The 22,033-nt window shown below is 60.2% G+C and carries 20 protein-coding genes; 15 read left to right on the top strand and 5 right to left on the bottom strand.

Annotation, left to right across the window (positions count from 1 at the left end):
- The first annotated feature begins 175 nt into the window (after positions 1 to 175).
- From NE637_RS08505 to NE637_RS08560, 12 genes are all read left to right on the top strand, one after another.
- Entirely contained in the window at positions 176 to 2,239 is a 2,064-nt protein-coding gene (locus NE637_RS08505) for an elongation factor G (RefSeq protein ID WP_227118237.1), read from the top strand.
- A 111-nt stretch (positions 2,240 to 2,350) separates the two neighbouring features.
- A complete protein-coding gene (locus tag NE637_RS08510; protein ID WP_227118238.1) occupies positions 2,351 to 3,187 on the top strand; it encodes a 4'-phosphopantetheinyl transferase family protein in 837 nt (278 codons plus the stop codon).
- A gap of 55 nt (positions 3,188 to 3,242) precedes the next feature.
- Positions 3,243 to 4,550, top strand: a complete 1,308-nt coding sequence (gene trmD, locus NE637_RS08515; RefSeq protein ID WP_227118239.1) for a tRNA (guanosine(37)-N1)-methyltransferase TrmD — start codon at positions 3,243 to 3,245, stop codon at positions 4,548 to 4,550.
- A 78-nt stretch (positions 4,551 to 4,628) separates the two neighbouring features.
- Positions 4,629 to 4,976: a 50S ribosomal protein L19 gene (gene rplS, locus NE637_RS08520; protein WP_022658201.1), complete on the top strand. Its 348-nt coding sequence runs from the start codon at positions 4,629 to 4,631 to the stop codon at positions 4,974 to 4,976.
- Positions 4,977 to 5,263: 287 nt separating this feature from the next.
- Positions 5,264 to 6,037 (top strand): ribonuclease HII, encoded by a 774-nt coding sequence (gene rnhB / locus NE637_RS08525; protein WP_227118240.1) that lies wholly within the window; start codon positions 5,264 to 5,266, stop codon positions 6,035 to 6,037.
- Between the two features lie 62 nt (positions 6,038 to 6,099).
- Complete coding sequence (locus NE637_RS08530; protein ID WP_192113900.1) at positions 6,100 to 6,489, top strand: YraN family protein; 390 nt, start codon at positions 6,100 to 6,102, stop codon at positions 6,487 to 6,489.
- Positions 6,431 to 7,282 (top strand): 16S rRNA (cytidine(1402)-2'-O)-methyltransferase, encoded by an 852-nt coding sequence (rsmI, locus tag NE637_RS08535; RefSeq protein WP_215648674.1) that lies wholly within the window; start codon positions 6,431 to 6,433, stop codon positions 7,280 to 7,282. The genes NE637_RS08530 and rsmI overlap by 59 nt, the downstream gene beginning before the upstream one ends.
- Positions 7,283 to 7,453: 171 nt before the next feature.
- Positions 7,454 to 8,203 carry a PTS system mannose/fructose/sorbose family transporter subunit IID gene (locus tag NE637_RS08540; RefSeq protein WP_192113876.1) on the top strand — a complete coding sequence of 250 codons (750 nt, stop codon included), beginning with the start codon at positions 7,454 to 7,456 and terminating at the stop codon, positions 8,201 to 8,203.
- A gap of 72 nt (positions 8,204 to 8,275) precedes the next feature.
- On the top strand, positions 8,276 to 8,566 hold the full coding sequence (locus NE637_RS08545) for an HPr family phosphocarrier protein (RefSeq protein WP_027180722.1): 291 nt from the start codon (positions 8,276 to 8,278) through the stop codon (positions 8,564 to 8,566).
- Between the two features lies 1 nt (position 8,567).
- Positions 8,568 to 10,340, top strand: coding sequence for a phosphoenolpyruvate--protein phosphotransferase (gene ptsP / locus NE637_RS08550; RefSeq protein WP_227118241.1), 1,773 nt, complete (start codon positions 8,568 to 8,570; stop codon positions 10,338 to 10,340).
- Positions 10,337 to 10,792, top strand: coding sequence for an SsrA-binding protein SmpB (smpB, locus tag NE637_RS08555; protein ID WP_192113878.1), 456 nt, complete (start codon positions 10,337 to 10,339; stop codon positions 10,790 to 10,792). Before ptsP ends, smpB begins: the two co-directional genes overlap by 4 nt.
- 293 nt (positions 10,793 to 11,085) lie before the next feature.
- A complete protein-coding gene (locus tag NE637_RS08560; protein ID WP_227118242.1) occupies positions 11,086 to 13,773 on the top strand; it encodes a ComEC/Rec2 family competence protein in 2,688 nt (895 codons plus the stop codon).
- Positions 13,774 to 13,849: 76 nt separating this feature from the next.
- Here the strand turns inward: NE637_RS08560 and NE637_RS08565 are convergent, their stop codons facing one another.
- The 5 genes from NE637_RS08565 to NE637_RS08585 all read right to left on the bottom strand — a co-directional run bounded on the left by NE637_RS08565 (position 13,850) and on the right by NE637_RS08585 (position 18,980).
- Positions 13,850 to 14,716 (bottom strand): glycine betaine ABC transporter substrate-binding protein, encoded by an 867-nt coding sequence (locus NE637_RS08565; protein WP_192113880.1) that lies wholly within the window; start codon positions 14,714 to 14,716, stop codon positions 13,850 to 13,852.
- A gap of 13 nt (positions 14,717 to 14,729) precedes the next feature.
- Positions 14,730 to 15,569 carry an ABC transporter permease gene (locus tag NE637_RS08570; RefSeq protein WP_022658192.1) on the bottom strand — a complete coding sequence of 280 codons (840 nt, stop codon included), beginning with the start codon at positions 15,567 to 15,569 and terminating at the stop codon, positions 14,730 to 14,732.
- A complete protein-coding gene (locus NE637_RS08575; protein WP_227118243.1) occupies positions 15,559 to 16,767 on the bottom strand; it encodes a quaternary amine ABC transporter ATP-binding protein in 1,209 nt (402 codons plus the stop codon). Before NE637_RS08575 ends, NE637_RS08570 begins: the two co-directional genes overlap by 11 nt.
- Positions 16,768 to 17,224: 457 nt before the next feature.
- The gene (locus tag NE637_RS08580; protein WP_227118244.1) at positions 17,225 to 18,553 is read right to left on the bottom strand and encodes a Y-family DNA polymerase; all 1,329 of its coding nucleotides are present in this window, start codon (positions 18,551 to 18,553) and stop codon (positions 17,225 to 17,227) included.
- Positions 18,534 to 18,980, bottom strand: a complete 447-nt coding sequence (locus NE637_RS08585) for a LexA family protein (RefSeq protein ID WP_192113884.1) — start codon at positions 18,978 to 18,980, stop codon at positions 18,534 to 18,536. Before NE637_RS08585 ends, NE637_RS08580 begins: the two co-directional genes overlap by 20 nt.
- 210 nt (positions 18,981 to 19,190) lie before the next feature.
- On the opposite strand from NE637_RS08585, the gene NE637_RS08590 reads away from it, so the two are divergent.
- The 3 genes from NE637_RS08590 to NE637_RS08600 all read left to right on the top strand — a co-directional run bounded on the left by NE637_RS08590 (position 19,191) and on the right by NE637_RS08600 (position 21,969).
- Positions 19,191 to 19,880 carry a LexA family transcriptional regulator gene (locus tag NE637_RS08590; RefSeq protein ID WP_192113885.1) on the top strand — a complete coding sequence of 230 codons (690 nt, stop codon included), beginning with the start codon at positions 19,191 to 19,193 and terminating at the stop codon, positions 19,878 to 19,880.
- A gap of 71 nt (positions 19,881 to 19,951) precedes the next feature.
- Complete coding sequence (locus NE637_RS08595) at positions 19,952 to 20,485, top strand: lysozyme inhibitor LprI family protein (RefSeq protein WP_192113886.1); 534 nt, start codon at positions 19,952 to 19,954, stop codon at positions 20,483 to 20,485.
- A gap of 842 nt (positions 20,486 to 21,327) precedes the next feature.
- Positions 21,328 to 21,969 carry a LysE family translocator gene (locus tag NE637_RS08600; protein ID WP_227118245.1) on the top strand — a complete coding sequence of 214 codons (642 nt, stop codon included), beginning with the start codon at positions 21,328 to 21,330 and terminating at the stop codon, positions 21,967 to 21,969.
- Positions 21,970 to 22,033 lie beyond the last annotated feature (64 nt).

The raw sequence follows: 22,033 nt of genomic DNA on the forward strand, positions 1-22,033 counted from the left end.
CGGCGGCCTCTGCTGTCAAGCGTTAAGCCTTACATTAAAAGTCGCGGCCTCTTTCCTTTTTTGCGACAAGCCTGTAACGTGGGAACCAATAGCAGATGGAAGACTTGTTCCTTTCCCTAGTTTCGTTCACCAGGCCGCCAAGGGCGCGCCATATCGCTTACGAAGGGAGAAAACCATGCCTACTCCACTGGAAATGCAACGCACCTTCGCCATCGTCGGAACCGGCGGTTGCGGCAAAACATCCCTGGCAGAGATGCTTCTCTATAAGGCCGGGGCGGTGAATCGCCTGGGGGCTGTAGAAGACGGCACCACATGCCTTGACTACGAACCCGAAGAAACCCGCCGACGCGGCTCCGTTCAACCCTCCTGCGCCACATATCTCTGGAATAAAAACCGCCATTTCCTTCTGGATATCCCCGGTGACGGCAACTTTACAGGCGACATGGAATGCCTGCTCAAAGGCGTGGACAGCGTTGTTTTTGTGCTGGACGCCGTGGACGGCGTGCGCCCCCTTGCCAAAAAATTCTGGAATCTGGTCCGCGCAGCCGGATTGCCCTCCATTATAGTGGTCAACAAGGTTGACCGCGACCGCGCCGATTTTCAGATGGCCCTGGACGGGCTCTCCGGCCTGAACGTCAAGCCCGTTGTGCTGCAATTGCCCATTCGCCAGGGCGAATCCTTTGTGGGTGTTGCCGATGTGCTGACGGGCAAGGCCCGCATGTTTGGCGAAAACGGCGCAGCCGCAGAGGCTGAAATCCCCGCTGCCCTGGCTGACGATGTCAGCCTGCTGCGCGATGTGACCATAGAAAATATCGCAGAAAGCGATGAAGAACTCATGGAAAAGTATCTGGAAGAAGGCATTCTTTCAGAAGATGACCTCAAAACCGGCCTGCGCTCGGGCGTGCTCAAGGGTGAGCTTACGCCGGTGCTGGCCTGCTCGGCTCTTGAAAACAAGGGCGGCGAATCAGTGCTGGCCGCCATTGAAGCCCTGCTGCCCTCGCCCCTTGATCGCCCGCCTTTTGCTGGCCGCGATGGCGCAGAACGCGCCGCTGACCCGGATGGGCCGGTGGCCTGCTTTGTTTTCAAAACCCTGGCCGATCCTTTTTCGGGGCAGCTTTCCCTTTTGCGGATTCTTTCCGGCACCATCAACGGTGATGCCACGCTGAAAAACTCCCGCACGGAAGAAAACGAACGTCTTGGCAACCTACTGTACATTCAGGGTAAAACGCAGACTCCCTGCAAAGAGCCCATTGGCCCCGGCACCATCGTGGCCGTTGCCAAGCTCAAGAACACCCGCACGGGCGACACCCTCTGCGATGAAAAAGCCCCCTTTGCCCTGCAAATGCCCACCCTGCCCCCGCAGCTCATTACCTACGCCCTCGCCCCCAAGGAAAAAGGCGAGGAAGACAAGGTCTACGCCGCCATGCAGCGGCTGCTGGACGAAGACATCACCCTGCGTCTGGGACGCGATGAAGAAACCGGCGACATCCTGCTTTCCGGCATGGGGCAGTTGCATATCGAGCTTTCGGTCGAAAAGGCCAAACGCCGCTTCAAGGTGGATATCGTACTCAAAACGCCCAAGGTTCCCTACCGCGAAACCGTGCGCGGCAAATGCCAGGTGCAGGGCCGCCACAAAAAGCAGTCCGGCGGGCGTGGTCAGTTTGGCGACTGCTGGATTGAAATGGAAGGCCTGCCGCGCGGCTCCGGCTATGTGTTTGAAGACGCCATCGTGGGCGGCGTTATCCCCCGCCAGTATGTTCCCGCCATCGACAAGGGCGTTCAGGAAGCCGCCGCGCGCGGATTTTTGGCCGGATGCCAGGTGGTGGACTTCCGAGTCAAGGTCTACGATGGCAGCTACCACACGGTAGACTCGTCAGAAATGGCCTTCAAGGTGGCTGGCTCCATTGCTTTCAAAAAGGCCATGGAAGGGCTCAAGCCCGTGCTGCTCGAACCCATTGTACTGCTCACCGTTTCCGTGCCCGATGAAAGCATGGGCGATGTCATCGGCGACCTTTCCTCCCGCCGGGGCAAGGTGCTGGGTTCGGATTCGCAGGGCGGCAGCACGGAAATCAAGGCCCACGTGCCCATGAGCGAAGTGCTGCGCTACGCGCCCGACCTGCGCTCCATGACCGGTGGACAGGGATTCTTCACCATGGAATTTGCCCATTATGAAGAAGCCCCGCAACCCGTGGCGGAAAAGGTCATTGCCGAGCACCAGAAGCACAAGGCTGCCGAATAACCACTGGGGTGGGGCAGACCACCTCTTCCTCTTATAGATGACAAACCGGCTGTTTTCTGTAAAACAGCCGGTTTGCGCGTCTTTGCCGCAAACAGCAAAATACGAAAAATCATGGAACGACCGCTTACAATACTCTGCACCCCCCTGCCCGATGGCTCCATTATAGAGCTGGACGGCTGGCGGCGTGCCCTTGAAGCGGCGCTGGAACCGTGGCTGGACGACAGGCAGCTTGCCCATGTGCGCCGCTTTGGCCGCTCGCCCAACGGGCAGGCCGAGACGCCGGAGGCGCAGCAGAACGTACTGCGGGCGGCTCTGTCGCGGCTGCTCGCGCGCGCCCAACTGGTGACGCATGCCGCGCAGCAGGCCAAGGCACCGTTCTCAACCGCAACGGGGCCGCTGCCGCACCTGGGCATGGATACTCAGGGCCGTCCCCTGCTCCCCGGTTGGCATGCGGCCTTCAGCCACAGCGGCGAGGCGGCCTTTTGCGCCCTTTGCCCTGGGCCAGCAGATGCAGAGCTGGCCTCTCATGCCATGCCCCCGCACGCGCTGGATGCCGAATCGTTGCTTTCCCTGCCGCCTGCCCCCAATGCCTTTGCCCCGTCAGAATTGCCCCGGCGCGAGACCGGCTTTTCACAGCAGAGCATCAACCGCGAAGCCCTGCGCCGCTGGACAATCAAGGAGGCGCTGCTCAAGGCATCCGGTCTGGGGCTGGGCATGGATCCTGCCAGGGTTCCCACAGGCGGTTTCGGGCAAAGGGCCGGGATCTGGCACGGGCCCATGGGCGTATTTTACTGGCGCAGTCTGCCCAGCCCCGGCCACTGGCTGAGCGTTGCACAGCAGGTGAGCGCCAAAACAGCCTTTCCACCAGAATTTTTTCGACCACTGGTGCTCCGCCAGAGCCCGACTACCCTGCTGCGCGCCCTTTCCGCCTTACGCCCGCGCGTCTAAGCGCCCCGGCAGACATTTTCTTGCAAGGCGAACGTTTTTACGGCACTCTCCGCCCATGCCGCGTTTTCACCTTGTCACGCTTTTTCCCGAATTTTTCGAGTCGCCCCTGTCCACCGCCCTCATGGGCCGTGCGCGGGAGGCTGGCATTGTGGAATGCAGCTTTCATGATCCCCGGCAGTTCAGCACCGACAAGCACCGCCACGTGGACGACCGCCCCTACGGCGGCGGCCCCGGCATGGTCATGCAGGGCGAGCCTCTGGCCCGTGCCCTGCGCTCCATTGAGCGACCAGGCCGGATGCTGTTCATGGCCCCCGGCGGCCGCCCGCTGACGCAGGACATGGTGCGCGACCTTGCCCACGAGGAAGACCTGACCATTGTTTGCGGCAGGTACGAAGGCATTGACGCACGGCTGTTGCAGCTTTTTCCGCTTGAACCTGTGAGCGTGGGTGATATTGTACTCAACGGCGGCGAAAGCGCGGCTCTTTCCGTGCTGGAGGCCGTGGCCCGACTCATGCCCGGCTTTATGGGCAAGGAAGAATCCGGCGACGATGAAAGTTTTTCTCACGGATTACTGGAATATCCGCACTACACGCGGCCAGAATCCCTGGAAGGCCTGTCGGTTCCCGAGGTGCTGCAAAGCGGCGACCATGCCCGCATTGCCCAGTGGCGCAGGCAGGAATCCGTGCGCGCCACCTTGCGCATGCGCCCGGAAATGTTGAATGAAGCGCCGCTCTACCGCGAAGACGTGCAAACGCTGGCTGAAACCCCGCGTGACAGGCCCGGACGCAACCTTTCGTTCTGCCTTGTTCACTACCCGGTTTCCCTTGGGCCAAAAAAAATCGGCGCTTCCTCTTTGACAAATCTGGACATACACGATATAGCCCGAATTTCCCGCAGCTATGCGATGGGTTCCTTTTATCCGGTGACCCCTCTTCGCGACCAGTTGCGGGTGCTGGAAGAAATTTTGCGTCACTGGACGCGGGGGCCGGGCGGTACAGGAAACGCCGACCGCGCTCAGGCCCTCGGCCTGGTGCAACCCGCGACTTCGCTTGAAGAAGCGGTGGCGCATATGACCGCGCAGCATGGAACGCGACCCAGACTGGTGGCTAGTTCTGCCGTCTGGCCTGCCAAGGGCAAGGCATCCCAACCGGGACGCATGCCCATGACTCCGCGTGACGTGCGGCGCTGGTGCGACCAGGGGCCGGTTATGCTCTGCCTGGGCACGGCGCAAGGGCTTGCGCCGGAGGTGCTCGAACAGTGCGAAGGCACTCTGAGGCCGGTGCGTTTTTTGGGCTACAACCATCTTTCGGTGCGCAGCGCGGCCGCCATTCTGGCCGACAGGATATTAGGCGACTACTACTGACGCAACACGGCGGCCTGAGCGCATCGGCGCCGCTTTGCAACGACGCAACAATCCGCCCGGATTTGCAAGGAGTTCACGATGGACATCATCAGGAAAATTGAACTGGAAAACCAGCGCATGGATCTTCCCGCGTTTCGCTCCGGCGACACGGTGAAAGTGCACCTGCGCATTGTGGAAGGCGAAAAAGAACGTATCCAGGTCTTCCAGGGTAACGTTATCCGCATCAAGCGCGGCACCACCAGCGCCACCTTTACGGTGCGCAAGGTTTCCGACGGCGTGGGCGTGGAACGTATTTTCCCGCTCAACTCGCCCTTTATCGACCGCGTTGAGCTGATCACGCAGGGCCGCGTGCGCCGCAGCCGCCTGTACTACCTGCGTGCCCTCAAGGGCAAAGCCGCGCGCATCAAGCCGCGTGGCCGCTTCTGATCCTTTTTTAGGCATCAGAATCGCAGCGAGCGTTTTTACGGCGCGCCAGGGCATGCAGGCAACTGCAAAACCCCTGGCGCGCTGTTCGCGCGTCTTTAGAACACTAGCACCTGAAATGCTCGCGTACGGTAGGCAAAGCCTGCCTGTTCGCATTTCATGGCAAGGATTTTCAGAAAAATCCTTGCAGAGCAGTTAACTCATTTCATTCGTAAACGGCTTTAAACCGACGCGCTGACCATCACGCATTGACCATGGGATCGCGGCCATTGCTGCGCAGCGGAGAAATCATGGGCAGAAAAGCAACGAGCCGCCCGGCAAAGCCGCGCAACCAGCAGGCACAGGCGAGCCTTGTCCAGATGGTGAGCACCTCGAGCGCCCCGCTGCCTCAGGATGATTCTTCCCTTTTGCAGGCAAACAGCCAGACCGTCCCGCAAATTTTTACCGCTGGCATAGACGAGGCCGGTCGCGGTTGTCTGGCCGGGCCGGTAGTAGCCGCTGCGGTCATATTGCCGGAGTGCTACGACCTGCCGGGCCTCAACGATTCCAAGGCATGCAGCGCCAAAACCCGCGAAATGCTCGCCCCGCGCATACGTCAGTGCGCAGTAGCCTGGGGGCTGGGCGTGGTGTGGCCCGCCCGCATTGACGCCATCAATATTTTGCAGGCTACCTTTGAAGCCATGAGCAGGGCCGTGCGCTGCCTGCGGTGCGCGCCAGCGCATCTGCTCATTGACGGCAACAAAACCGTGCCCGGCGAGGTTTTTGCCTTCCACTGGCGCAAGGGGCACACAGCCCCCCTGCCCTCGCAGTGCTGCATTATTGGCGGCGACGCCAGCGAACCTGCCATTTCCGCCGCGTCCATCCTTGCCAAAACTTACAGGGACAAGCTCATGACCCGGCTGGGAAAACGCTGGCCCGGTTATGGGTTTGAAGCGCACAAAGGCTACGGCACAGAGGATCATTACGAAGCCTTGCGCCGCCTTGGCCCCTGCCCCCAGCACCGCTTGACCTTTCGCGGCGTTTTGCCCGAAAAGCCCAGCCCGCAGCAGGGCAGCCTGTTGTGACGCCGCGCTGGCTGCAAACACTTTTTGGCGGCAAGGATGAACAAGCCGCCGCCCCGGCCCATCTGAACCTTGGGCGCAAAGGCGAGGAAGCCGCCCGCAAGCTGCTGCAACGCAACGGCATGGAACTGCTGGACTGTAACTGGCGCAGCGGCAGGCTTGAACTCGATATTGTCTGCCGCGATGGCGACACCGTTGTTTTTGTCGAAGTAAAAACCCGCAGCGGTTCAACCTACGGCGGCCCCGCCGCCGCACTGACCCCTGCCAAGCAGCGTACCCTGTGCCGGGCGGCCAGGGCGTGGCTTGCGGCCCACGATGCATGGAGCAGCCCCTGCCGGTTTGATGTGGTCTGCATTGTGCGCGAGGGCGATACCCTGCACCTGGAGCACTGCCGCCATGCCTTTGAATGCGAACCGTCTGTGGATAGTGGCAACGCCACTTGGCAACCCTGGTGATCTTTCGCCGCGAGCGCGCGAAGTGCTGGCCAGCGCCGATCTTGTGCTGGCAGAGGATACACGCCGCACTGCCCGCCTGTTGCGCGACTGCGGCATTGAAGCCCGTCGGCTGCTGAGTTTTTACGATCACAACGAGGGCGAACGGCAGGAAGGCGTATTGCGCATGCTGCGTGAAGGCCAGACAGTTGCCCTTGTCTCCGATGCCGGAACGCCGCTGCTGGCGGACCCCGGCTACCGGCTGGTGCGGGCCTGCCGCAAGGAGGGCCTTGCCGTATCCCCCCTGCCGGGGCCTTCGGCTCCTGTGACGGCCCTTTCCGCCGCTGGCATTCCCCCGCTGCCGCACAGTTTTCTGGGTTTTTTGCCGCGCGATGCCGCAGGGCGCGATGCCCTTTTTGCCGCCTTTGCCCATGTGCCGGGCGCACTCATTTTTTTTGAGCGCAAGGATCGCCTCAAGGAGAGCCTTGCCCAGGCCGCCCGCATTCTTGGCCCCCGCGAGGTGGCCGTGTGCCGGGAATTGACCAAGGAACACGAGGAATTTATAGTAGGTCGTCTGGAAGACAGCGAGATGCTGCCCGATGAACTGCTGGGCGAAATCACCGTGGTTGTCGGCCCTCCGGAGCAGGCAGAGCGCACCCCAAGGGAAGATGTGCTGCTGCTGGCGCAAGAGGAACTTGCTCAGGGCGGCAAACCCCGTCAGATTGCCCGCAGGGTGCAAGATGCCGTGCGCGGCTGGTCGGGCAAGGAAATTTACGCCCTGCTGACGGGTACAGAGCCAGCAGAGCCGGAAGCTTAGGGGCTGTTCACTCCAGGGCTCTTTTGCCTCCTGCTTGCGTCAGGCCAGCAGTTGCGCATGCTGCGGAACCAGCTTGCGGCAGCAGATCGTGGCTGAGTGATCATAAGGCGGCGCTTTCCTTTTGAACGCGCCCTCGCTGCAACGGCCAAACCGGCATGCCACGGGGTTGCCATGTATCCCACACGCGTTGTACTTGCCTGCCTCGCGCGCACAAGCTGCATCAATGCAGCCATGACCGCCCGGGGGATGCAGCAGATAGGTTTGGCCTACGTGCTGGAACCTGCCCTGCGAGAGCTGTATCCCGAGCCGCAGGCCTTTGCCCGCGCCATGAGCCGTTACGCGGGACACAGCAACACCCATCCCTTCATGATTCCCCTTTTCGTGGGCATCCTGCTCTCGCTCGAACAGGCCATCGCCAAGGGGGCGCTGCCGGAGGGCGTGCTGAATTCCGTGCGCGAAACACTGGCCACAACCCTTTCCGCCCTGGGCGACTCATTTTTCAGCGGCACATTGCTGCCCCTGTGGTCGCTGCTCAGCATCAGCCTGCTGTTGGCTGGCTTTACCAACATGGCCATGCTGCTGGCGGTGATTCTGTTCGGCTCCCTGCTACTGTTCAGGGCCATCTGTTTTGTTTCCGGCCTGCGGTACGGGCTGACCACGCTCGCCCGCCTGCGCAAGCTCAACCTCATCAACTGGGTGGACAGGCTCAAGATGGTCAATGCGGCGCTGGCTGCCCTGGTCATCTGGCATCTGCCCATCAGCACCATGAAGCCCTTTCCCTGGACTGCCTATGCCATGGGCGCCGCAGCGGTGCTTGCCGCCGCATGGCTCGTAGGGCGAATGCGCCTGCCACGGCTGCTGCTTTGGGTTGTGACAACAGGAGCCCTTATTCTCGTGGACTTGGGCTTCATAGGCATGTAGAATATACGTGTTTTTCGGTAGTGGACACGCTTTGTCCCCCCTTGGCCGATAACACGCTCATAAGGTAAGATGATGGAAGAAGCCATAGAACAAACGCCGCGCGGGCTGGCGCTACGGGTATGCATTGGCCTGCGCAACGGCCTGCACGCCCGACCGGCGGCCCGTCTGGCGCAAGAGGCGCAGCGCTATGCCTCAGATATACTGCTTGTCAGCGACACAGGCGAAGTAGACGCCAAAAGTATGCTCGACATCCTTTCCCTTGCGCCGCCCGCCAATGCAGAACTGACCCTGGTGGCTCAGGGTGACGATGCCCGCGAGGCCCTTTGTGGTCTGGCCCAATTTTTAACCAATTTACAGGACTGACATGGCCCGCGCGGTACTTTTCGGCACACCTGTTTCGCCTGGCATAGCCATAGGCAGGGTGCGCTTCATGCACAAGACACGGCAGGATGACGAACGCCGCATCACTGCCGCCGAAGTAGCTGCGGAGCAGGAGACCCTGCGCGCCGCCGCTGAAGGCGTGCGCGCCTCACTGGCCGCCACCATGGAAAATGTGCCAGAAGACCTTTCGGAATACCGCGACGTCATCGCCGCCCAGATGGAAATGGCGCGCGACCCCAAGCTGCTCAAGGCCGCGCTGGCCCGCATAGAAAGCAACCTTGTGTGCGCCTCGTGGGCCCTCAAGCTCACGGTGGATGAACTGTGCGCGCTGTTCAGAAGCATGGACGACGCCTACCTGCGCGACCGCGCCCAGGATATCCGCGCCGTGGGCCTGCGCCTGCGCGAGCATCTGGCGGCAGACCCGGCCCACAAGGGAGAGGATGAAACCCCCGGCGTGCTGGTGGCGGAGGACCTCTCCCCTGCTGATGTCATGGAACTCAACCTCGACCGGGTGCTGGGCATTCTGACCGCAGAAGGCGGCCCCACCTCCCACACGGCCATTTTGTCGCGCGGGCTGCACATTCCCTGCCTTGCGGGCGTTACCGGGCTTATGGACATTGCCCGCGAAAACGAGACGCTGGTAGTTGACGGCCTCGGCGGCAGCGTGCTGCTGAGCCCCGATGAGGCTGACGAGGCCCGCTTTGCGGCCCGGCGCGAGGAATATACGGCGTGGGAAGACCTCACGCTCAAATCTGCCCGCTGGCCCGCCGAGATGTGCGATGGCGTGCGCGTGGAAGTGCAGGCCAATCTTGAAGGCACCAACGAGCTGTCTGCTCTTGCCCAGTGCGGGGCCGACGGCGTGGGCCTGTACCGCACCGAATTCGCCTATTTTACCGACCGCCTGCCGTCAGAAGAAGACCTGCTGGCAGAATACGCGGCAGTGGCCCAGCGGGCCGCGCCGGATCGCGTGGTATTCCGCACGCTTGACGTGGGGGCAGACAAGATGCTCCACGCGCAGGCAGTGCTCAAGGAGCCAAACCCCGCGCTGGGGTTGCGCGGCATACGTTTTTGCCTGCGCCATCAGGGCATTTTTCGCACGCAGTTGCGGGCGCTCATGCGCGCCGGGGCCATGGGCAATGTGGCCATCATGCTGCCCATGATTTCCTGCCTGGATGAAGTGCAGCAGGTACGGCGCATCATGCAGGAGCTGCATCAGGAGCTTGCGGCGCAAAACCTGCCCCATGCCCCCTTGCTGCCCCTGGGCGTCATGGTTGAAACCCCGGCTGCGGCCCTTATTTGCGATGCCCTTGCGCGGGAATGCGACTTTTTCAGCATCGGCACCAATGACCTTATCCACTACATAATGGGCATTGACCGCAACAACCGCCATGTGGCCTACCTCAACGAGCCGCTGCATCCGGCTATCGTGCGCTCGCTCAAGCACATCATTGACGCCGCCCACCGCGAGGGCATAGGTGTTTCCGTCTGCGGCGAGCTTGCTTCTGACCCCTTTGGCCTGGCCCTGCTGCTGGGCATGGGCGTGGACACTGTGTCCGCCGCCCCCCGATTTGTACCGGGCATGAAGCACCTTATACGCCAGTTCAACGCCCAGACCTGCATGGATCTGGCCAACAGCGTGCTGCTCAGCACCGATGTGGCCGCTTCCAAGCGCATGGTGCGCGAAGCGTTGCAACAGTCACTGGGACAGGAACTGGCCTTTCACACCACAAGCCTTTTCACATACAGTCACCCATGAGCCAGAAAACACCCCCATCCACTGTGGCCCTGAACAAAAAGGCCCGCCACCTCTATGAACTTTCCGAGTTCACCGAGGCGGGCATTGTACTGACCGGCCCGGAAGTCAAAAGCATCCGCGCGGGCAAGGTCAACTTTATTGATAGCTATGTAGACTTTCGCCAGGGAGAAGCCTGGCTTGTTTCGCTGCACATCGCGCCCTACGCCAACGCGGGCTATGTGTCGCAGGAGCCGGACCGCGCGCGCAAACTGCTGCTGCACGAGCGGGAAATTTCCAAATTCGCGGGGCTGGTGGCCCAGCAGGGCCTGACGGTTGTGCCCGTGCGCCTCTACTTCAAGAGGGGCAAGATCAAGGTAGAAATTGCCCTCGGCAAGGGCAAAAAACTGCACGACCACCGCGAAACACTCAAACGCAGGGCGGAGGAACGGGATATGGCCCGGGAGTTGTCCTAGGGCCTGTTTCTAAATAATTCTTTTGGCCGATCACTGCGTCATCCAGCATTTTTACTCCAGTCATGGACAGAAAAAGTCCACTCCTGTCGTAAAAAATACTGTTTTCCTTGTCCTCGGCGCAAAATATTTTATTTAGAAACAACCCCTAGATGCAAATTTCCTTCGAAAATGTGCATTTTCAAAGTTTGCAAGACTCCCGCTTCGGCGTTTAACAGCGCAGATAAACTGCGATTGCGTGAGCAGGTGCTCTTGCTGCAAGGGCGCGACACCTCACATCTCTCCCAAGGCTCTTCATGCGGCACCCTCCATTGCAAGCCCCCCTGCTCTGGCAGACATATCTGGGCTTCTGGATAGCGGGCATTACCGCGGCCCCCTGGCCCCTGCCCTCGCTTTGCTGCGCCTTGCTGCTGCTTTTTGTGGATGCCCGCCTGTGGCGCGCCGCGCGCACGGCTCTGGCCTCCTTGTGCCTTTTGGCGGGATTTCTGACAGGATACTGGCAGCTCTATGGCTGCCCGTGGCAAACCCTGCTCACAACAGAAGCGCAGGCAAGGCAAACGGGCCAGCCGCCCCAATGGCTGCACGAATCTGCCCAGCCGCCGCGAGTGTGCGGCATTGTGCGCGATATGCAGGGCCTGCCCGACAACCGCCTGCGCCTGCTGCTGAGCGATGTGCGCCCCGCCGATACGGACGGCAGGGACGGCTTGCCCTCTGCCTCTGATGCTGCCGCAATACCGCCAGACGCTGCAAATTCAACTGTTCGCCCTCTGCCCGGCAAACTGGCCTGGACATGGGAAGCGCCCACAGCCGCCATTGGCCTTTCTCCTCCGCTCCCCGGCCAGACAGTCTGCCTGACGCGACGCCCCATGCCCGCGCAGGGCTTTGCCAACGAAGGCCAGACCGACTGGGGCCTGTGGCTGGCGGCTCAGGGTGTGCGCTGGCGCATGTGGACTCTGGGCAATCAGGGAGAGCCGCACATTTCCGGCCAGCCAACCCTCTCCGCCCGCTGGCGCGAATCATTGCGGCAGGATTTTGTGCACGCGCTGTTTCCGGCCCAGGAGGCGGCACAGTCCCATACGGGAGGGCCAGACGAAACCATAGCGGCTGACGCTTCCCCTCCACCAGCCCATAACAAACCCACGCCGTACAAGCTTTCGCAGGGCAAGGCCATCCTGCTGGCTCTGCTCTTTGGCGACAGGCAATACCTGAACCAGCAGACACTGAACAATTTTGCCTCGGCCACGCTTGTGCACAGTCTCGCCCTTTCCGGCCAGCACCTTACAGTGGCGGGCCTTGTGGGCCTGCTCTGCGTACTTGCCGCCGCGCGGGTTCGCCCCGGCATATACCTGCGCCGCCCCCGCGCCGTCTGGGCGCTGCTGGCAACACTGCCGCCAGCACTGGCCTACCTGTGGCTGGGCGATGCCCCGGCGTCATTGCTGCGGGCTGCCGTCATGCTGCTGCTTCTTGCCGTCTATTTTTTGCGCGGGCGGCCCCACACAACGCTTGATGTGCTCTGCGCCGCCTTGCTCTGCATCAGCGTGGTCTCCCCGCTGAGCATGCTGGACACAGGCCTGCAACTTTCCGTGCTGTGCGTGGCGGTCATCGGCATGAGCCTGCCCTGGCTGCGGGTGCTGGCCCCGGAGCCGGATGCGGCTGCGCAAATACGGCAGAGCAACGGCCTTGGCAGACATGTGAATCAAAAGATCCGCCGGGGAGCGTGGGTATTAACGCGGATATTTCTGGTTTCCCTGGGCATCCAGATTGCCCTGCTGCCTCTGAACATGCTGCTGTTCAACAATATGGGGCACTGGTTCTGGCTCAATGTGCTCTGGCTGCCCGTGGCCGACATGCTGGTGTTGCCCGCCTCTGTGCTCGGCCTGTTCCTGTCCGCTCTTGGTCTTGACCTTGCGGCGCGGGCAGTGCTGGACATGGCGGCTCTGCCCTGCCAATGGCTTACAGACTGCCTTGCGTGGCTGGCTGGCGCAAACCTGTTGCAGCCCCCGGCCCTGCTGCGCCCGCACTGGACAGCCCTGCCAGCTTTTGCGGCCTTGCTTGGGGCGCTGGCGCTGAAGGCGGGGCGCGCAGACCTGCCCCGCGCGGCGCGACGTCTGCTGCTGGCCGGGGCGCTGCTGTTATGCGTTGGCCCGGCCCTGCGCACCGCAGAGCGCCTGTCAGACCATATCCGTCTTGATGTGCTGGATGTGGGGCAGAGTCAGGCCCTGCTGCTGCGTCTGCCGGGGCATGTGCGCCTGCTGCTGGACGGCGGAGGCAGCGCCTCGCCGCGTTTTGATCCGGGGCAGGCGCTGGTGGCCCCGGCCCTGACCTATAATGACGCGCCGCACCTGGCCGCCATACTCAACACCCACCCCGACCTGGACCACATGGGCGGCTTGCTGCACATACTGCGCGTCTTTCGTGTGGATCACCTGCTGGACAATGGGCGCGAAGGCAAGGGCAGTTGGGGCGAACAGTGGCGCGCGGCGCGCACGGCCCACCGCAGCCGCGCCCTTGTCCGTGGCGATGTTCTGATACTGGGCAAACCGTCTCTGGGTCTGCGCCTGGAAGTTTTGCACCCGCCAATGAACGAGTGGGACGCATGGCAAGGCAACGATGCCTCGGTGGTGGCCCGGCTGACTCAGCATGGCCGTGGTCTGGCCCTTTTTCTGGGCGATGCGGAACGCCCGGTGCTGCGCCGTCTGATTGATAATGGCGATGACCTGCGCGCCGAGGTTGTTGTTGCGCCGCACCATGGCTCTGCCACAGGATTTCTGCCGGAATTTTATGAGGCGGTGCACCCCGGTATTGTGGCCGCCTCGTGCGGATTTGAAAACCGCTATGGCTACCCTTCACAACCACTACGCGCATGGTGCGATGCCGCCAAGGTGCCGCTGTACTTTACAGGGCGCGACGGCGCTGTGCGGATTATCTGGCCCGCGCGCGGCGACAGTCTTGGCCCGCCAGCCGTTCATTCCGCGCGGCCCTGAACGCATACACCCCGACGGCCTTTGCGGGCAACCGGGGTGCATCAGGAGGAACAACAAGGCCTCTTGCAGGCATTGATTATTTTTTAAGCCAGGCTTCTACCATCTGGGGATTTTCCTTCATGAAGCGGCGGGCGTTTTCCAGAGGATCTGCGCCCTTTTCCTGATTCCAGTTCATGAGCCTCTGGAGCTGGCTTGGATCTTCGTACCGGAAGTTGGTCAAAAAGGCCCAGGCATCGGGGTGATCCTTTTTCAGCTCTTTGCGGCCAACCTTGAAAATGCCTTCTTCCTTGCCCAGGCTGCCCAGCGGATCATCCAGATAATGCATCTGCCAGCGGCCAAACATCCAGTGGGGCGACCATGCCGTCACCACAATCCATTCCTGCTTGCGGATGGCCTCAGCCAGGCTGGAGGTCATGATGGTTCCGCTGCCCTCCACAAGCTGCAACTGCTTTATATCATAGTCTTTAATGGCTTTTTCCGTGAGCTGCATCAGGCCGGAACCCGGATCAATGCCCACAATGCGCCCCTTGAACTTGTCCGCATTGGCGTCCAGTTCATCAATGGACTTGAGCGGCACATAATCCGGTACGGCCAGCCCCAGACGCGCGCCGCCCACAAGCTTGCCCAGCATTTCCACCTGATTTTTCACCTTGCCGTACATGGCGGCGTGGGTGTCAGGCAGCCAGGCAGTCACCATGGCATCGGCATCGCCGGTGGCAATACTCGTCCACAATATTGGCTGGGTAACGGGCAGCAATTCCACCTTGTAGCCGAGCTTGTCTTCCAGCACGGCCTTGGCAAGATTGCTGGAGGCAGTGGCGCAATCCCATTCAACATAGACAATTTTAAGGGTTTTGTTCTGTTTGCTGCCGGCAGCGGCCTGAGCAGGCCACACCCACAAAACCATGATGGCAAGAACCATTATAAAAAGTCTGCGTGTCATTGCGTCCTCCCGTCTAGTTTTGTCCGGCGCATTTTTGCGCCAACGCACGAAAGAGGCGATCAAGTGTGATTGCCACGATAACAATTCCAAGTCCGGCTTCAAAGCCATTTCCTATCTGCAATCTCTGAATTGCTTTCCAGACTTCACCGCCAAGGCCGCGAGCACCGATCATGGCGGCGATGACTGCCATGGAAAGCGCCAGCATGATTGTCTGGTTTACGCCCGCCACAATGGTGGGCATGGCGAGGGGCAGCTCAAGCTTGCGCAGGCGCTGCACACGCGTGAGGCCAAAAGCCTCGGCGCACTCCACAAGGTCTGCGGGAATCTGCCGGATGCCCAGGCAGGTGAGGCGAATGGCTGGCGGCACGGAAAAGACCACCGTTGCCACAACGGCGCTTACCTTGCCGATGCCGAAAAAGGGGATGGCGGGGATAAGATACACAAATGCGGGCATGGTCTGCATAACATCCAGCACGGGCATGATGATCTGCCTGCCCCAGCCCGACACCGCCGCCAGGATGCCGCAGGGAACCCCCAGCAGCACGGAAAGCAAGGTTGCGGAAAGCACCAGGGCAAGCGTGCTCATGGTCGGTTCCCACAAGCCAAGGTTCCACAGCAGGGCAAAGCCCAGCATGGAAAAGGCGGGCAACTTGATACTGCGCGTGGCCCACCAGCACACAAGGCCCAGCAGGATGATGAAAAGCCAGGGTTGGGGCAACATGAGCAGGTTTTCAAACCCGTCCAGCAGCGTGCCCATTGCCGCAGAACCAGCGCGGGTAAAATCCGAGCAGGTTTCCACCAGAAAGTCTACGGAGGCGTCAATGCTCTGGGCTAGGGGAATTCTAGGCAGCATTTTGACCTCCCGCTTCCATGCCTTCCACCATTGCCGCCAGCAGCAGGCCGCGCACGATGACGCCCTGGAGCCTCTGCCGCTCGTCAACAACGGCCAGCGGATAAGGAAGCTCAGCCATGATGGGCATCACTTCTGCAATGGGGGTCGAGGGCGCGACTGTTGTTATGTCGCGCTGGGTGATGGCGGCAATGTCCGTCTTGCCTTGGGCCACCATGCGCTCGGCGTCGGCGGCATACAGAATGCCCGCAAAGCGCCGCTGCGCATCAATGACAAACAGCGAGCTTATGGAATGCGCGGCCATTTTGCGCAAAACGGAATGGGGCCCGTCAAGGCCCAGTACGGCCCAGTCTTCTGACCGCTTCATGATGCCGCCAGCCGTGAGCACATGGGTCACGTCGGCGGAGGCCACAAAGCGGGCCACGTGACTGTTGGCTGGCGATTGCAGTATCTGCTCCGGCGTGCCGGTCTGCACCACCGCGCCGTCCTGCAGCAGCACAATGCGGTCGCCAAGCCGGAAGGCCTCGTTCAGATCATGGGTAATAAAGATGATGGTTTTGCGGATATCCTGCTGGAGGGTCAGGAGTTCTTCCTGCATTTCCTGCCGGATAAGCGGATCAAGCGCGCTGAAAGCCTCGTCCATCAGCAGCACTTCCGGCTCCATTGCCAGGGCGCGGGCAAGGCCCACACGTTGCTTCATGCCGCCGGAAAGCTGCCGGGGATAGGCGTTAGCCCATTGGGAGAGGCCAACGCGCTCGAGCACTTCGCCGCTTTTTTTCAGGCGCAGGGCCTCGCCAACCCCCATGGCCTCCAGACCAAAGGCCGCGTTTTGCAGCACGGTGCGGTGCGGAAAAAGGGCAAAATTCTGAAAAACCATGCCAAAGCAGCGTTGCCGCACGCGGCGCAGCTCGCGCGGCTTCATCTGCATGATGTCCCGACCATCTACCAGCACGGAACCAGCCGTAGGCATGATGAGTCCGTTGAGACAGCGCAGCAGTGTGGACTTGCCGCTGCCGGAAAGCCCCATGACCACGAGCAGCTCACGCTCAGCTATATTGAGGGAAACATCACGCAGTGCCACAGTGGAGCGGGTCTGCCGCAAAATATCTTCGCGGGAACGCCCCTTGGATGCCAGTTGAAGGGCATGCTCCGGATTTGGCCCAAAGACCTTGAACAGATTCTTGACGGAAATCTTCGCCATATACTCTCCTTCTGCCGCAGCAGAAAACCGCTGCGGGTGTAGCCCCTGAGGAGGGACGAGTATATGGAAGCACGGCCCCAATATGGCCGTCAAAACGAACGGGCTGGAGTCATCAGCGCAGACAGCACCAGCTCTTGAACGCCTCCTCGGTTACTACCGAACTTCCATAATGTTAACACAAAATCGTTAAACAACCACAACAGAAAAAATCACAATTCTACACACAGCATACCATGCCACGTGCCCATGATGTTTGTAATTTTTGTACCGATAATGACACCATACTATAAACTGAAATTTTGTGCAAATATGGCAATTTGCTGCTGTGTAATACAACATAAATAATGTGTTGCATCATAAATTTATGCAAGACAGGCAAAGCGCAAATGACACTTCCACCATGACGAGCATATGCACTCAAGGGGCGGGAAATTGAAGAAGGAAGGGGAAGGCGTTTTCAACAGCGGGCAAGCGGGAGTTCATTCCAGCAGGTTGTGAGCCGGGGGGAGCGGTGTTCCTGCCGCATATGCCAGGGAGCCTCGCCCATGCCCTGCGCGCCAAAGATAACCGTATCCCGGCCAAAACGGTTATTGATGCTGTCCAGCGATCGCATGAGGCTCTGCCGCCGCCCATCGCCGCCGGATTCAATCCCGGCCGCAAGGGCCAGCAGGCTGCCCTGCACGGCATCGGCCCGTTCAAGGCCGTAGAGCATCACCCCTGCCTTGGCATAGGCAAAGCCGGGCAAAAATATGCGATCCAGCCCCTCCAGCGCCGTGCGGATGAACATCTGGCTGTCAGCCGTGGGCAGGGGCAGGGGGCACTGGGCTGTCTGGTCGTAAAGCCGCTCTTCCGCTGCCGCCTGGCCGGGGCGCGCCGTGCGGATATGAACGCCCAGCCCGCTGGCCACAAGGCCCTCGCGCCGCAGCCGCGTGGCCGCGCGCACGGCAAAGGTTGAGAGCGCCTGCGCCAGCATGGCCTTGTCGTGGATGCGCTGCGCAAACGAACGCGTGGACATGAGTGTTTTGCGCGCCACAGGAGCGGTCTCGTTGCCAAGGCAGGGAACACCGCGCAATTCCAAAGCCGTGCGCCAGCCCGTCACGGTGAGCAGACGGCGCAGCATGATGTCGTCAGCGTTTTTCATATGCAGGGCCGTGCAGATGCCCTCGGCCCACAAACGCCGCGCCTGCCGCCGCCCAACGCCCCAAACATTCTCAACGGGCGTACCGGCAAGCACGCGGTCGATGTCGCGCTCTTGCCGTACAAGGGAAAACACGCCCCCGTAGGACGGATGCTTTTTGGCCACATGTGTGGCAATCTTGGCAAGGGTGCGCGTTGCTCCAACCCCAACGGAAACTGTGATTCCCGTCCAGCGCTGGATGCGTTGCCGCACATCGCGGCAGAATTCGGGCAGATTGGCCCGCTGGGGGGCCTCAAGCCGCAAAAAGGATTCATCAATGGAATACGGCTCCACCAGAGAGCAGCACTGCTCAAGGATGCTGATTACCCGTGCGGAAATATCGCCGTACAGAGCATAATTAGAGGAAAATACCGCCACGTTCAGCGCGCGCAACTGGGAACGGAGCTTGAATTCCGGCGCGCCCATGGGGATGCCCAGAGCCTTGGCCTCAGCCGAGCGCGACACGATGCAGCCATCGTTGTTGGAGAGCACAACCACAGGGCGATTGGCAAGATCGGGCCGGAACAGTCTTTCGCACGAGGCGTAAAAATTGTTGCAGTCCACAAGCGCCCACAAAGACGCTGGCGAATCAGAGCTTGTGGACGACATAGGTAACAACGCCCCATATATGCACAAATTCGCTTTCCGTAATGTCGATGGGGTCAAACCGGGGATTCTCTGGGGCGAGCAAGACGCGTCCATCGCGGCGCAGCAGGCGCTTGACGGTCAGCTCCCCTTCCAGCGCGGCGATAACCACCTTGCGGTGCCCTGCCTCTACCGAGCGGTCAACCACCAGCAGGTCTCCGTCATGGATACCCGCGCCCAGCATGGATTCTCCATGAGCGCGCAAAAAGAAGGTGGCAGCCTCGTTGCGCACCATGTGCCTGTGCAGATCCAGCTTGCAGTCGAGGTAATCCTCCGCCGGAGAAGGAAAACCCGCCTCCACAGGCGCAAGATACAGGGGCAGCCCCGCCCTGTGGTCAGAAACGGCCGCTGCCGGAGCCAGCAGTTCCAGTGAAGACGAAATGAAAGCCATACCGCCTCCTGTGGATCGGTTCACCGCAGCCCGACGGATGCGGATGGCAAAATCTGCAAAAATGTGGGGCAAAACCACGCGACCATCAGTTTTTAGCTTATTTTATCCTTGCAAGCAACGCCTGAGATTGATACCCTGAATGAAAAGTTGAAACAACCCCGCCGAAAGCGTGTGCGGCAATCACCCATTCGCGCGGAAGCGAGGAACGCCATGCCTGAAAAATCAGAGTTCAAAGAAACATTGCAAAGGCTTATGCAGGCCCTCAGCGTGGTCAGCGATGCGGAACTGGCAAGATCGCTGGGCATCACCCCACAATCCGTGTGTGGAGCGCGCAAACGCGGCGAAGTGCCGCCTGCGTGGATTCAAACCTGCGCCGCCCAGACAGGCGTAAACGCCCACTGGCTTTTTTTTGGCAGCGGGCCCATGCGGCTGCCGGAGGCGGCGGATGGCGAACTGCCCAGCATTCAGGCGGATTGTGAAACTGATCTTATCAGTGTGCCGCTGGCAGAAGCGCGGCTCTCTGCCGGAACGGGCAGTCTTGAGGTCAACAGTCACAGCCAGGGCAGCTATGCCTTCAGAGGCGATTTTTTACGCCGCAAGGGCAACCCCCGGCGTATGGTGCTCATGCGTGTTTCTGGCGACAGCATGGTGCCGGAAATTTTTGATAACGATCTGGTGCTGCTGGATCGGGGGCAGACGGAAATCAGCCCTGGGCGGCTTTATGCCGTTGGCTTTGAAGACGCCATCTATATAAAACGCATTGATAAACTCCCCGGCAAGATTGTTCTGAACAGCGTCAACCCGGCCTATCCGCCTGTGAGCCTTGACCTGCGCGGCGACTGCGCCGACCAGTTCAGGGTTATTGGTCGCGTGCTGTGGTCTGGAAGGGAATACAGGTAAGAATGCTTGCGCACGGCACCCGGCGCGCGTACACTTTCAACATATAAGGTTTTTTCGCCAAGGAGTCTGGGATGTCGTCTGCTCGTCGATCCTTTGCAACGTTCTTTGCCAATCTTGCCGCATTCAGTGCGCTCTGCGCCGTGCTGCTTGTTGCCCACCCCGCCCTTGCCGCAGAGGCCGCGCCGCAAGCTGCGCCCCCGGCGCAGCAGGATGCCAGCGCCGCCGCTGCCGCCGACAGCCCTGATCAGCAAGACTCCGCCCTCCCGGCGGAGAATCTGTTCAGCCAGACCTATCAGGCCTGCATGGACGAAGCTGCTGGGGTGACAACCGGCATGCAGGACTGCATGAGTGCGGAACAGGAACGGCTTGAAACCCGCCTGAACGCGCAACGCGCGCGCGTTGCCGCCACCCTGAACCCGGAACGCGCCAAGGCTTTTAATGACGCTCTGAGCGCGTGGGACACCCTGCGCAAGAGCGGTTCCCTTGCCATGTTTGACCCCAACGGCGGTACCCTTTCGCCGCTTATGGCATCACTATGGTATCTGGAACAAACTGCCCGCATGACGCGCTGGGTTGACGTCTTGCAGGAAAGCGCCGAACAGTAGCGAACAAAATCCGGCATCACGGCTGGTGCAAATCAATGACATGCAAAGGCGCATCCTTGGGGGTGCGCTTTTTTGTGCCCGCCTCTCGTGCAACAGGCAAAGCCGCGGCGCTCTATGTGCAAACAACATTCTGTCACTCTTATATACCGAAATAACCCAATAATTTTATACTATTAGTTTTAGCAAGTTAGCATATTTTACTTCTCACTGGCTACAAAAACAGACTAATAATCTAGTAATTACAAACCGTTGCGTCTATCATCAGTTGCCAGTATACTCCCGCGATGCAAACTATGGCGGGGATCTGAAATGCTGCGCATCCATCATAGTCATTCTTGCCGGGTGCCTTCCAGACCTGGCTGCTATTTCGACTGACCACCTCCCAGCAAGCCTGTCATAGATGTCAATACCGGGAAAGTCCTCAACATGTGGATTCAAAAAGAAATACGGCGAGTTGAAACGTGGAAATATATCGCCAGAGCCGAGGAGCGAATGTGTTCAGATGGGGGACTATCTGGGCAAGCATATTGATGAGTTCTCTTCATTCCAAAGATCAATATACAAAAAATACAATGACGATGGTGACAAAACCTGGGCATATTACTACGATTCCCCTGCTGCACCAAGCAGGATGGACTCTTTTACAATCAAGCGCATGACTGTTTTCAATCTGTACACGGACAGAAACGGTAAAATTTATGGCTGCACGTGGGCCAGATATTCCGGTGGCTACCACAGGGACCACGGCACGGACGATTGGCTAACCCCGTAGAGCAAGGTCCCAGCAATGAATATGCCCGATCATCAACAACATACTGTCAACACCGCAAAAAGAACGCCTGATGGAACTCCTGTTATTCTGTAAAAGCATGCTTCTCGGCCTGGCGGTGGCAGCTCCGCTCGGGCCCATCGGCGTATTGTGCATAAACCGCACGCTTGAGCGCGGCTTTTGGGCTGGAGTAGCCGGAGGGATGGGAACGGCCCTGGCCGATGCCATCTACGCGAGCCTTGCGGCGATCGGCTTTTCAGCTTTAACGGCAACACTGACGACGCTTGCCCCGTGGCTCAAGCTTGCAGGCGGTCTGTTCATGCTGTGGCTTGGCTGTAGCAGCCTGCGGCCAAATCCCCGGCGGGCGTCAACACCTGCCCGCACCAATAAATTCAGGGGACTCTCCGGAACTATCGCCGCTACATTCCTTCTTACGCTCACCAACCCGGTGACCATTTTCTCCTTTGCGGCACTGTTCGCTGGCCTCGGCTTGACCGATACGCCGGGGGCAACCAATGCTCTTGCCGTTGTTGCTGGAGTATTTCTGGGGTCGTTATTGTGGTGGTTCTTGTTGAGCGGCGGGGTTGCTCTGGCCCAGCGGCGCTTGCCCGAAGGATTTTCCCTTTGCGTATCAAGAATGTCCGGGGTGATCCTCATGGGTTTCGGTTTTTATGCGCTCGGCTCTCTGCTTTACGCTGTAATGCAGCAACCTTGAAGTGCAGCCACTCTCGGAGCGTTCCCCCTCATAACGGACAAGGTGCAAATGTAAGCAAGCTGCA

This window comes from Desulfovibrio desulfuricans (assembly GCF_024460775.1).
GTDB lineage: Bacteria > Desulfobacterota > Desulfovibrionia > Desulfovibrionales > Desulfovibrionaceae > Desulfovibrio > Desulfovibrio desulfuricans_E.

Coding starts and splice junctions, on each gene's coding strand:
- NE637_RS08505 (WP_227118237.1), top strand. CDS start 176: ATGCCTACTCCACTGGAAATGCAACGCACCTTCGCCATCGTCGGAACC.
- NE637_RS08510 (WP_227118238.1), top strand. CDS start 2,351: ATGGAACGACCGCTTACAATACTCTGCACCCCCCTGCCCGATGGCTCC.
- trmD (WP_227118239.1), top strand. CDS start 3,243: ATGCCGCGTTTTCACCTTGTCACGCTTTTTCCCGAATTTTTCGAGTCG.
- rplS (WP_022658201.1), top strand. CDS start 4,629: ATGGACATCATCAGGAAAATTGAACTGGAAAACCAGCGCATGGATCTT.
- rnhB (WP_227118240.1), top strand. CDS start 5,264: ATGGGCAGAAAAGCAACGAGCCGCCCGGCAAAGCCGCGCAACCAGCAG.
- rsmI (WP_215648674.1), top strand. CDS start 6,431: ATGCCTTTGAATGCGAACCGTCTGTGGATAGTGGCAACGCCACTTGGC.
- NE637_RS08540 (WP_192113876.1), top strand. CDS start 7,454: ATGTATCCCACACGCGTTGTACTTGCCTGCCTCGCGCGCACAAGCTGC.
- NE637_RS08545 (WP_027180722.1), top strand. CDS start 8,276: ATGGAAGAAGCCATAGAACAAACGCCGCGCGGGCTGGCGCTACGGGTA.
- ptsP (WP_227118241.1), top strand. CDS start 8,568: ATGGCCCGCGCGGTACTTTTCGGCACACCTGTTTCGCCTGGCATAGCC.
- smpB (WP_192113878.1), top strand. CDS start 10,337: ATGAGCCAGAAAACACCCCCATCCACTGTGGCCCTGAACAAAAAGGCC.
- NE637_RS08560 (WP_227118242.1), top strand. CDS start 11,086: ATGCGGCACCCTCCATTGCAAGCCCCCCTGCTCTGGCAGACATATCTG.
- NE637_RS08565 (WP_192113880.1), bottom strand. CDS start 14,716: ATGACACGCAGACTTTTTATAATGGTTCTTGCCATCATGGTTTTGTGG.
- NE637_RS08570 (WP_022658192.1), bottom strand. CDS start 15,569: ATGCTGCCTAGAATTCCCCTAGCCCAGAGCATTGACGCCTCCGTAGAC.
- NE637_RS08575 (WP_227118243.1), bottom strand. CDS start 16,767: ATGGCGAAGATTTCCGTCAAGAATCTGTTCAAGGTCTTTGGGCCAAAT.
- NE637_RS08580 (WP_227118244.1), bottom strand. CDS start 18,553: ATGTCGTCCACAAGCTCTGATTCGCCAGCGTCTTTGTGGGCGCTTGTG.
- NE637_RS08585 (WP_192113884.1), bottom strand. CDS start 18,980: ATGGCTTTCATTTCGTCTTCACTGGAACTGCTGGCTCCGGCAGCGGCC.
- NE637_RS08590 (WP_192113885.1), top strand. CDS start 19,191: ATGCCTGAAAAATCAGAGTTCAAAGAAACATTGCAAAGGCTTATGCAG.
- NE637_RS08595 (WP_192113886.1), top strand. CDS start 19,952: ATGTCGTCTGCTCGTCGATCCTTTGCAACGTTCTTTGCCAATCTTGCC.
- NE637_RS08600 (WP_227118245.1), top strand. CDS start 21,328: ATGGAACTCCTGTTATTCTGTAAAAGCATGCTTCTCGGCCTGGCGGTG.